The following is a 10872-nucleotide window of genomic DNA, read 5'->3' as shown; positions in this document are numbered from 1 at the left end:
GCGTCTGGTACACGCAGTGGCTTGCCCGTTTGAGGGTCATACGCAATAGTTTGACTCGAAAACCTATGGTTTTCAAACTTTCCTATTAAGGAACCGCGGCAAGCCGCGGGGAATACTAGTTAAAACAGCAGCAGAAGAATTTTTCTTGAACCCAGAGAATGAGATGCAACAGAAAGAATTCCAAAATGTCTGCAATCTTGCCATTGAAAAAGCACGGCCTGAGTTGGAAAAACACCGTGTCTTAAATAAAACCCTGGCTAATCTCGCCTTGGCCATTGCAGGCTTAGGCATTGGATTTGTAGTCGCAGGATTAATCAACCTTGCTGTGACCCGCGGTAAACACTTTTTATTCTTTACTACGGATTCAGAAAAAAGATTGGATGCCATGCAGGAATACGTGCAGCTGTTAACTCCAGCTGTATAATCTAATGGCCCCAGGCAAAAATTGCCTGGGGAGCATTATGCATAAAATTTACAAGCAATGCTTCCCTTGCAAATGCTGCTATCCCTATCAAGCAAAGCTGATGATAGTTTGCCTTCATTTTTTTTATAAAAATATGCTACAATATGCCCTTTATAAGAACATGTTGTTAGTAAGGAATGCTCATGTTAGAAATATCTCTCGCCCAAAATGCATTGAAACAAACTTTGCAGAATCATCCCCTTAAAGCGAAGCTCGTTGGTCAAATTGGCCATGAGCTTTTGGAAAAGCTGAAAGCACAAGCGACCGATTATGATGAAGATGCCATACACTATGAAATGCATCTTATCCTGATAGGTACTTTGGCCACTGCATTATGCGTAAGGGGAGATGAGGGCGCGATGGATTTAGCCTGGGATGAATGTGGTCTGCATGAACATTTTGGCGTGCGCAACCAAGCTAATGAAGAGCCTATATGTGCAGATAACCCCGTGTATACTACGATGATTATGGAATATGGAAGCAAATTTTTAAGAAAAGAACTCATATTCAACCCTCCCTTTCCTCAGACTTATCCCGCTTTAGAGCCAACATTTAGATTTATAGAGGACCATTCCTCTTTTTACACTCCCATCCCCTCCACCAGCCCTATACATAACGCCCGGAAAATTGCAGCAATCTTCGATCAAGCGCTTGATTATTTTGATGATTTAGACGAGGGAAAAACCCTTGATGATTTCGTTACCTCACTGCAAGCAATGAAAGAAAAAACGCTTAAAGAATATAATAAAAACAGCGCATTATTTGACTCTAAAAATTGCCTGATGCTTGCAATGAAATCCAAAGACTTGGCAACAAGAGTATATCGCAGAGAAATTAGCAAAGATGATGTCAAACACTTTGATGAAATTGTTACTCCTTTTAAAAGCTCAGTTGTAGGTAAAATTCTCCTCACCCTGATTGCTTCTGTCGCTCTTATTGCTGCGGGGGCAGCGATTGGCTTTGCTGCCGGCGGTATTCCTGGTGTTGCCATTGGCGCTGTAGCCGGGGGCATTACTTCTGCAGTATTGGCAGGCACCCTGTTTTTTACGCACTCTAAAGATCCTCTGAAATCAACAGTACAAAGTGCCAAAAAAATAGAAGAAGAGTATACAAAAAACCAGCATGAAATAATTTATTCATGACTCACTTAAAATATTTTTAGACTGGTAAACCTCTGGTATTGCTGCCCATCTCAAATGCAGCAATACTGCACAATCCCTATAAATTAAGGTCTTATTGTGAATTTATATCAAGAAATTTATGCAGCCTGCAAGGATAAAAATAGCGATTTGCTAAATGCAATGGTCAACAGGCAAATTGAATTGCTTATTCAAACCTCTCTCTCGTTTAATAAAAAACTGCTAGACGCTCCCAAGCCCGCTTCACTCCACTGGACTGCAGCAGCTCAACTTGCCTACGAAGGCGATGAAGAATCACTTGATTTTCTTAAACAATATGACATCGAGCACAGTCAAATTTTTAGAGGTTATGCCAAGCAGAAAAACTATGCAAAAATAGCTAAACGCTCGGATGCCGAATTAAAAGATTGGATTGCTTGTGGATTTGCTGAGGCAGGAGATCATGAGTCTGTTGAATTTTATCGCACTCATTATAAAAGCAATCCTTCCTTGATAGCTTGCGGCTATGTGGAAGGAGGCTATCATTCCGAAGCAGAAGCTTATATCGCTCTACACCATGTTTCACCAAGCCTTTTAGCCAGGAATCATGCCAGGAAGGGGAATGACGAATGGGTCAAACATTATGAAAATAATTATGCAAACCATATTTTTTTGCCGCATATAATCCTCGGTGCATTAGAGGGAAACAATTTTATGCTGGCCGCCCAATATTATGCAAAACAAAAGATTAGCATGCCTGAGTTGGTAAAATTGTATAAACAGGCTCACCCGGATACCAGCGGGGAAGAAGTGAAGGAATTTGAAGAACTAATACAAAGATTTGCCCATCAAGAGCATTCCAGTAAATTCTTTCATAAAAAAACAGATAAAAAACAGGAAGTGGCTTCCTTTCATAATCCAAGTATTATTTAAATATTTACCCCCAATTTTATGCTTATCCACAAATTCTGTGGATAAAGCTGTGGGTATAAATAAATCATTTCAATAATAAAAATTAGAGATAGCCTTAGGGCAATTTCTTTATGTTTACTGTAATTTAGCTAAAATGAACTTCCTGTGTTTACTCGTCTACCTTATGACCCAAATGCATGATATTGATTTAAAAATTCTTACTATAGAACAAATTGAAACTTACCAAATTCTGAAAACTCCGGCAGCAAACGTCCCCTTTCCCTTGCATCATGAAGATAAACAGTTAATCAGGGCGATGAAAAAAAAATTGTATGAACTGGAAGGAGTAGGATTAGCTGCCCCACAAGTGAATATGAGTAAACGCATCATTGCAATTTATATCCCGGAAAACGCCGCACTGCTGCGGGATAATGCAATCCCTTACCCGATGCACATTCTAATTAACCCCACCTACGAACCTATAAACCCTCACGATATTATCCTTGACTATGAAAGTTGCTACTCTGTCTCCAGCCTGGCGGGAAAAGTGCCACGTTTCAAAAAAATTAAGGTACAGTATCAAAATGAAGAAGGCATTTCACAGCAACAAATAGTACAAGGTTTTTACGCACGTGTTTTACAACACGAAATTGATCACGTAAACGGCTTATTGATAACCGATCGCTTAACAGAAGATTGTGTACAAGGCCCTATACCAGACATCATGGCTAAGCGCCGGGCAGAATTATCGGCAGAAAAGAAAATTCTTTTCGATGAACTCATTGCCAGGAAGTTAAAAAAATAAATTATCCATAAGCTGGAATAAATCTACTTACATTTAAATATAATTTGGCGCTCTTGCGGACTAAACTTTCGGTTTAACTTCTGCACCTGAACTTACCTTGCTTGCAATGATTTTTTAATTCCTATTACTGCTACCTCCCGAGCCTGTTTTTTGTTCATGAGCGATTAACCATGCTTTACGTTTAATCCCACCATTGTACCCTGCAAGCTGTCCATTGTTACGCACTATGCGATGACAGGGAATTAAAATGGCAATTTGATTTGTGGCATTCGCATGTGCAACCGCCCGATAAGCTTTCGGCCTTTCCAGCATGAACGCCAATTCGCTGTAACTTTTTAATGTACCATAAGGAATGGAATACAAAACCTGCCAAACCATATTTTGAAAATCACTGCCTGCCAGCAAGAATGGGGTTTTAAACACGCGAAGCTCACCTGAAAAATAGGCGCTGAGTTCTTGCTGAATAGCTAATAGCGGCGAGGTCATGCCAAATACAAGCTTGGAACGAGTTTGTTGCTGCAAGCGCCGTATTTTATCGGATAAATCAGTGCAATCAACAAACTCCAGAAGATGCAAAAAATTTTCATCCGCTACAGCTAACATGGTTCCAAGAACCGTAGGAATCTCACAATAATAAAGAGTGTACAAATTAACCGTCCTGCTACAATCCCAACCACCTGATGAAACGATTGGTGGCTTTTAAATTAACTTGCGGTTTTTCTTCGAAAAACACGATATGATTTTTAATATCTTCCAGGGAAGAGCCTGAATTTAATTTTACTTCTTTTATCTTACCCAAAGTGACAATATGCATTTCAGTCGCATAATAACCTCGGCGCATTTTAACGACCGGAATAACAAAGTAAATAGAATTTAAACTGCCAAGCCGTTCATATTCCCCACCCTTTGCAATTAAATCTTTGAATTCGGCATTACTCAACGCAACATATTCCATATTATTTATTTGCCGTCTTAACATGCGCGCTAGCGGGGCTTTTGCATGAAACAAACGTTCATAGCTGTCCGCTGGCATAACAATAATGGGCTCATGTTCCTCACGTTGATTATTTTTGTTGATATCAGCAAATAAAATATCTTCACGAAAATCAACCGGTTTGATTTCCGGCTTATTTTCCGCAAGCTGAGAATTATGCACAGCAGGACTGCAATTTAGAAATTTTGATTTTGAAAACCAGCGATCGCTTGGATAATAAACTACAAACAAGGAACGATCTTTTATCGTGTTGATAATGGATTTAGCCAAATGCAGCGGTACGGCAGGACATCCCCAGCTTCGCCCCGCCCTGCCGTATTTTTTAATAAAATCTTCTTCCACATACCAGCCACCGTGCATCACCAGGGCCCGATTAGAGGCATTATCATTAAAGTCTTTATCCAAGCCATTTAATTTAAGCGATACCCCTTCGCGCCCATAATAAGCAGCTTCGGTTTTGTAAACACCGATGCTGCTGGTTTTACTGTCGTATTTGTTGGAAAAATATTCCGAGAGTAAGGCACCTGAATTAATCCCATGCGATACATAAGTATGGAATAGTAATTTTTTTTGCTGCAGGTCAAAAATCCACAAGCGTTTTTCACTGGAGGGAAGCGAATAATCGATAATGGTTAACATGTTATTATGAGTAACGTCGTATTCTTTTGTGCATTTTAAAATAGTTAAAACTTTATTAATCAGTGGCGCTTTCAAGGACGCTTCTTTTTCCAGCATGTTTCTAATATCGCTAAACGGTTGGACGCTCATGGCAGGATAAACTTGGCCAGTGCGGATAAGATTATCCATATAAGCTATGGCTTGATTTTCTTGTCGAACGACTTCGGCGGAATCTTTATTCTGAAACGGCAATAGCAAACCGGTCGACAAGACTGCCAAAAGCACCAGCAACTTGAGCATAGCGATTTCCTTGCATGTATTTAATTTTATTCCCTAAAATTAATATAGCTTAAAAACGCATGCGTGTTTTCACCTAAGTTCACATCTGTGTTGCAACGTGAGGCGGATTTCATGCCTTGAATGGGCTTAAATCATGGAAAGTTAAGCTGGAAAATTTTCCAGCTTAACTTTTATGGGAGAAGGGGTTTATTATTGTGAAGGAGTAAGTGATTGACTCTCGTCTTCTTCTTCGCCTTTGACTGGCTGAGTAGCACCAGGATGAGCATTTTCAAGACCCTCCTCGATCTTGCCCACTTGTTTGGCATACTGACTGCCTTTGCCATGCCAAAGCGTGCCAAAGGTTTGAGAAACTGAGCCGGTTTGCTTGTGCGCTATGGCAGTAATAGCAATGGCGGCAATCACCCCAGGAATCACGCCAAGTAAGAAACCACTGATGGTTAAAGCAACGGCAAGAATAACCAGGGCAACTTTTTGACCTCTTTTATCATCCATTAATGCCTGAAATCTCATGCCATCATCTTCAGCTAAATAAGAGTAGAATTCAGCAACTGCCGTCTTAGCATCTTGCTTATTTATCAATTTATTAAGGTGGGTAGCGTGCCCGTGGAGATCTCTTTTTTCTTTCTTGTCTTTTTCCGAGAAACCATTTAAATAGTTTTCTGTTAGCGCTCTAAGTTTTTTAGCCGCTTCCTCAATTGCCTCATTTTCCTTTACGTCTTTTTGTGTATCTTCCAATTCTCCTTGTTGTACCCCAAGTGACTTTAGATTTTGAGGCTGCTGTTTAACGTTGGGTTCTTGTTGCTGCTCCTGCTGTTGATCTTGAATGCTTCCTTGTTGCTGTATCGGATCTTGATTGTCATTAGCCATTATCGCTCTCACATCGATTAAAGTATTGATAATTATAAGCAAGGAATAAATCAAAAGCAAACTGACCAAATGAAAAACATCAACTTCCAGAAATGAATATTTGCCCTGTTGGTGCTATTGTTCTTCTCCCCACAAAGTTAATTGTGTGTATGATTTTTCTTTTTTTGTAAATTTTTGCGTATCTAGCGCTTGCAAAGGGGTTTGGTTTAATTTAAAACGCTTGCAGGCCAGTTTAAAGCGGGTGGCGAGTAAGTTCGCAAACTCACCTTCCCCCCGCATTCTTTTGCCAAAAGTAGCGTCGTAATCCTTGCCGCCACGCATTTGCTGGATAATACTCATCACATGCTCGGCACGCATAGGGAAGTGTTTTTCCAGCCACTCCCTAAATAAAGTTTTTACTTCATAAGGCAAACGGAGCAAGACATAACTTGCATATTTCGCCCCGGCATCGGAGGCGGCGCTTAGAATTTTTTCAACTTCATTATCGGTAATGATGGGGATAACTGGTGCCACCATGACGCGGACAGGAATATTACCCAGGCTTAACTCCTTTACTATCCGTAATCTGGCTTGGGGCGTTGATGTTCTTGGTTCAAGAATAAGTTTAAGTTTTGGCGATAACGAGGTAATGCTGATTGCAACGTGCAGCAAGTTTTCTTTTGCAAGTTCGCTTAATAAATCCATGTCCCGTTCAATGAGTGAATTTTTTGTAATAATGCTGACAGGATGCTTATGGTGATTAAGCACTTCCAGCAACTGCCGCGTAATTTTAAGTTTGCTTTCTATCGGTTGATAGGGATCAGTATTGGCGCCAATGATAATGGGCTTGCATACATAATTGGGCTTATTGATTTCTTTTTCAAGCAGTTTATGTGCATTCTCTTTGTAAAAAATTTTTGTCTCAAAATCAATGCCCGGGGATAAATTCACATAAGCATGGCTTGGTCTTGCATAACAGTAAATGCAGCCGTGCTCGCAACCGCGGTATGGATTGATGGACTGCGCAAAGCCAAGATCGGGCGAATCGTTACGGCTAATAATCGATTTGGCCGCTTCCGGAAAAAAAGCAGTTTCAAGCAAGGGCAATGCTTCTTCTGCCAAATCCCATCCATCGTCAAAATCTTCCTGAGTAATGGTTTCAAAGCGGCCAGGCGGGTTGCTGACGGCCCCACGGTTTTTAATATTTTTTGGTTTCATAGGAATAACAACAAGAAACGAACAACGTCAATAAAAATTTTGCATCTTGTGACTGCAGGGGTACTGACTTAAAATCCCTCGCTTACGCTCAAGTTGGCGATCTTCTACGTTGCGCCCGATAATTTTATTAACAAAGCACCCTTGCTTAAGGCAAGGAGTATATTATTTTTAACCTCTCTCATCCATTGTATCGCGCAATAATTTAACAAACCCCAAGGGATGCTTGCTACTAAACGCAACATGATCACTGTCAATAATTCTTATTGCTGCGGCGGAAGACATGATTACTCATGAGCCTTGCTTATCAAAAGAAAATTAATACAAAGTGGGGCTTGCCATGCAGTGGGAAAAAATGAGGCAAAGGGCGCCAGCATAGCTTTATAGCGGGTTTTAAATCAACCCGCTTTGAGCATGCGCAAGGCGCGCTGCCATCCTTGATAGTCACTCTCTATTTTTTCCTTGTTATTTTCAGGCCGCAGTTCCTTTCCCCCGCACCAATTTTGCTGTAATGCTTGCAGGGAATTAAAGACGCCGCAACCAATTCCTGCAAGGATTGCCGCCCCCAACGCGGTGGTTTCGATATCATGAGGTCTTTGTACGGTTAATCCACACTGGGATGCCAAAAACTGCAAGAACCAGTTATTAGCAGCCATTCCCCCATCCACGTGCAATGTTAATAAACCCAAGCTACTGTCGTGCCTCATACAAGCCAAAACTTCCCGAGTTTGATAACACACGCTTTCCAATGCGGCGCGCGCAAAATGTGCAGACCCGCTCGTGCGAGATAAGCCCACAATTAAGGCACCGTTGGTATTTAACCAATGCGGTGCACCCAATCCTGTAAAAGAAGGAACCAGATATACGCCATCATTACCTGCAAGGGAAGCTGCCAAAGCCTCCGTATCACTGGCATGCTTAAATAACTTCAGTTCATCACGAAGCCATTTAACCGTTGTGCCGGCTTGATATAAACTGCCTTCTAACCCATAAATAGTTTGGCCTTGAATACGATAGGCAATGGTGGTAAGCAACTTATGATTAGACGTTACCGGTGCCTCCCCTGTATTCAACAACAAAAATCCGCCCGTACCGAACGTAGCTTTTATCATCCCCTTTTCAAAACAGCGTTGTCCTATTAAAGCGGCTTGTTGATCACCTGCCATGCCAGTAATAGGGATAGCTGCCCCCAACCATTTTGGGTCCATGATGCCAAAATGGGCATCACAAGCATACACATCGGGCAATATACTTAGCGGGATAGCAAATAACTGTAATAATTCCTCATCCCACCGCTGTTCAGTAATATTAAATAATAAAGTGCGGGAAGCATTCGTTATATCTGTAGCATGGCTTTTACCACCGCTAAGGCGCCATAATATGAAACTGTCCATTGTGCCGAAAGCCAGTTGGTTACGCTTGGCCAGTTGCCGGGCTTTCGGGATATGAGCTAATAACCAATGCAATTTCGTTGCTGAAAAATAAGGATCGGGAAATAAACCGGTCTTCCTATTCAGCAACTCGGCGTATTCGGCTAAGGATAAACAAAATTCTTGTGTCCTGCGGTCTTGCCAGACAATCGCACGAGATAAACACTCACCCGTTTCTTTGTCCCAAATGACTGTAGTTTCACGCTGATTGGTTATACCACACGCCAAAATTTCATTTCCTATAACAGCAGCCGTGACATCCCGTATGGCCTTTAATGTCTTCTGCCAGATTTCTTCCGGATCCTGTTCAACCCACCCTGGATGGGGGTAATATTGAGTCAACTGATATTGACTCATATGTAAAAGAATCCCTTCTTCTGAATACAAGGCAGCTCTTGTACTGCTGGTACCTTGATCGATGGCTAAAAGATAACTCATTGATTTTTAATTCCCAATATAATATATGTCTGAATATCTTTCTGCTGCACTGGCTCATTTCAACAGACGATACTGAAATTTAATTATACCTGGCAGAAGGATTTATGTTTTGCCCTGGTTCAAGGGCAAACAGACGCGTTGCGGAAACAAAAATATATTCTGCCTTATAAAAGGCTTTAATTCGAGTGCAATAATCAGGGACTTAAAAAATGGAGCAGCTTTACGATGTGGCCATTATTGGCGGTGGAATTAATGGCTGCGGCTGTGCGGCGGATGCTGCGATGCGGGGCTTATCCGTTTTTCTTTGCGAACAAGATGATCTGGCCGCAAAAACTTCCTCAAGCAGCACCAAACTGATCCATGGCGGCTTACGCTATCTCGAGTATTTTGATTTCAGTTTGGTTAAAAAAGCGCTGGATGAGCGGCAAACTTTGCTGCATATCGCGCCACATCTGGTGTACCCCCTTCCCATCGTTTTGCCTCATAAAAAGCACATGCGCCCAAGTTTAATCCTGCGCGCCGGCCTTTTCTTATATGATCATTTAAGCCGCAAAAACCGTCTGCCTGCCAGCCAATCAGTCCGCCGCAAGCAAAACCCCGAATATTTTGCACCGCTTGCTAAGGAATTAAGCAAAGGTTTTCTTTTCTATGACTGCATTACTGATGATGCCCGGCTGACGGTGGCGAACGCTCTACAAGCTAAACAGCATGGCGCTGCCATTTTAACCCGTACGAAATTGATTGCGGCCGAAGCGTGTGAACAACAATGGCGCCTTACCTTGCAATCCGGCAAAACGACGCCCTTTCAAATCAGGGCAAAAACTGTCATTAACGCTACCGGCCCATGGGCTGAATACGTTAATACCATGTTGCACGCACCTGCAACGTATAATTTAACCCTGGTAAAAGGCAGTCATATCGTTGTGCATAAATTATATGAAGGGCAACATGCTTATATGCTGCAGCATGATGATAAACGAATTGTATTCGTCATCCCCTATCATGGATATACCCTGATTGGCACTACCGATGTTGCCTTTCAGCAAAAACTGGAGGAAGTTCATATTGATGCGGCAGAAATAAATTATTTGCTCACCTTGGTAAATAAATATTTCAGGCAAACTATCGACGAAAAAGACATCATTCATACTTGGAGCGGCATCAGACCACTCTTATCTGCCGAGGGGAAAAGCTTGAAAGCCTTGAGCCGGGATTATGCTTATTCTTATTACAATACTCCTGCTCCACTAGTCAGCATTTTCGGCGGGAAAATTACCACTTATCGGCGACTGGCAGAGCAAGCGGTGGAGCAGCTACGCACCACTTTTCCCCATTTAAAACCATCCTGCACCCAAGTGACTCCCTTGCCCGGAGCCCGTTTTAAAGAATTGGATTTAAGCCGCTATGAAGCTTATGCGCTCGACAAATATTTCTGGCTTGATGAAAAGATTCTGCATCACTACTTAAAAAATTATGGCACGCGTACAGAGTTATTACTGGCTGATGCACATACCCAATCCGATTTGGGCTTGAAGTTTACGGATACTTTATATCAAATTGAAGTTAATTATTTAATTAATGAAGAATGGGCCCAAACTGCGGAAGACATTTTATGGCGGCGAACCAAGCTCGGATTTGAAGCTAATGCAGAGACGCAACTGGCTTTACACGATTATTTATCTGATAAAAAAACCAGCCATGCGACTTGCAGGCAGTCGGAAATTTCAGCATAA

At 41.8% G+C, this 10872-nt stretch carries 10 protein-coding genes; 5 read left to right on the top strand and 5 right to left on the bottom strand.

All coding sequences use genetic code 11. From position 1 onward, the window contains the following. The first annotated feature begins 163 nt into the window (after window positions 1-163). From ELY11_RS09990 to ELY11_RS09975, 4 genes are all read left to right on the top strand, one after another. Window positions 164-424, top strand: a complete 261-nt coding sequence (locus ELY11_RS09990) for a hypothetical protein (RefSeq protein WP_126954987.1) — start codon at window positions 164-166, stop codon at window positions 422-424. 212 nt (window positions 425-636) lie between these two features. After that, complete coding sequence (locus ELY11_RS09985) at window positions 637-1605, top strand: hypothetical protein (protein ID WP_126954986.1); 969 nt, start codon at window positions 637-639, stop codon at window positions 1603-1605. A 96-nt stretch (window positions 1606-1701) separates the two neighbouring features. Further along, window positions 1702-2514, top strand: a complete 813-nt coding sequence (locus ELY11_RS09980; RefSeq protein WP_126954985.1) for a hypothetical protein — start codon at window positions 1702-1704, stop codon at window positions 2512-2514. A gap of 181 nt (window positions 2515-2695) precedes the next feature. Next, window positions 2696-3298 carry a peptide deformylase gene (locus ELY11_RS09975; protein WP_199741533.1) on the top strand — a complete coding sequence of 201 codons (603 nt, stop codon included), beginning with the start codon at window positions 2696-2698 and terminating at the stop codon, window positions 3296-3298. 114 nt (window positions 3299-3412) lie between these two features. Here the strand turns inward: ELY11_RS09975 and ELY11_RS09970 are convergent, their stop codons facing one another. The 5 genes from ELY11_RS09970 to glpK form a co-directional block, all read right to left on the bottom strand. Further along, the gene (locus ELY11_RS09970; protein ID WP_127033336.1) at window positions 3413-3901 is read right to left on the bottom strand and encodes a methylated-DNA--[protein]-cysteine S-methyltransferase; all 489 of its coding nucleotides are present in this window, start codon (window positions 3899-3901) and stop codon (window positions 3413-3415) included. Between the two features lie 58 nt (window positions 3902-3959). Then, window positions 3960-5210 carry a murein L,D-transpeptidase catalytic domain family protein gene (locus ELY11_RS09965; RefSeq protein WP_127033334.1) on the bottom strand — a complete coding sequence of 417 codons (1251 nt, stop codon included), beginning with the start codon at window positions 5208-5210 and terminating at the stop codon, window positions 3960-3962. A gap of 189 nt (window positions 5211-5399) precedes the next feature. After that, window positions 5400-6077 (bottom strand): hypothetical protein, encoded by a 678-nt coding sequence (locus ELY11_RS09960; RefSeq protein ID WP_126954981.1) that lies wholly within the window; start codon window positions 6075-6077, stop codon window positions 5400-5402. Between the two features lie 114 nt (window positions 6078-6191). Next, entirely contained in the window at window positions 6192-7274 is a 1083-nt protein-coding gene (locus ELY11_RS09955; RefSeq protein WP_127033332.1) for a PA0069 family radical SAM protein, read from the bottom strand. A 395-nt stretch (window positions 7275-7669) separates the two neighbouring features. Then, window positions 7670-9139, bottom strand: coding sequence for a glycerol kinase GlpK (gene glpK / locus ELY11_RS09950; protein ID WP_127033330.1), 1470 nt, complete (start codon window positions 9137-9139; stop codon window positions 7670-7672). A gap of 209 nt (window positions 9140-9348) precedes the next feature. On the opposite strand from glpK, the gene glpD reads away from it, so the two are divergent. After that, window positions 9349-10872, top strand: coding sequence for a glycerol-3-phosphate dehydrogenase (gene glpD, locus ELY11_RS09945; RefSeq protein WP_127033328.1), 1524 nt, complete (start codon window positions 9349-9351; stop codon window positions 10870-10872).

The sequence above is a fragment of the Legionella septentrionalis genome (assembly GCF_003989745.1).
GTDB classification, from domain to species: domain Bacteria; phylum Pseudomonadota; class Gammaproteobacteria; order Legionellales; family Legionellaceae; genus Legionella_A; species Legionella_A septentrionalis.
This window is presented reverse-complemented; position numbering and strand designations above follow the sequence as displayed.

Excerpts from the sequence above, each read along its gene's own strand:
- ELY11_RS09990 (WP_126954987.1), top strand. The coding sequence starts at position 164 with ATGCAACAGAAAGAATTCCAAAATGTCTGCAATCTTGCCATTGAAAAA.
- ELY11_RS09970 (WP_127033336.1), bottom strand. The coding sequence starts at position 3,901 with ATGTTAGCTGTAGCGGATGAAAATTTTTTGCATCTTCTGGAGTTTGTT.
- ELY11_RS09965 (WP_127033334.1), bottom strand. The coding sequence starts at position 5,210 with ATGCTCAAGTTGCTGGTGCTTTTGGCAGTCTTGTCGACCGGTTTGCTA.
- ELY11_RS09960 (WP_126954981.1), bottom strand. The coding sequence starts at position 6,077 with ATGGCTAATGACAATCAAGATCCGATACAGCAACAAGGAAGCATTCAA.
- ELY11_RS09955 (WP_127033332.1), bottom strand. The coding sequence starts at position 7,274 with ATGAAACCAAAAAATATTAAAAACCGTGGGGCCGTCAGCAACCCGCCT.
- glpK (WP_127033330.1), bottom strand. The coding sequence starts at position 9,139 with ATGAGTTATCTTTTAGCCATCGATCAAGGTACCAGCAGTACAAGAGCT.
- glpD (WP_127033328.1), top strand. The coding sequence starts at position 9,349 with ATGGAGCAGCTTTACGATGTGGCCATTATTGGCGGTGGAATTAATGGC.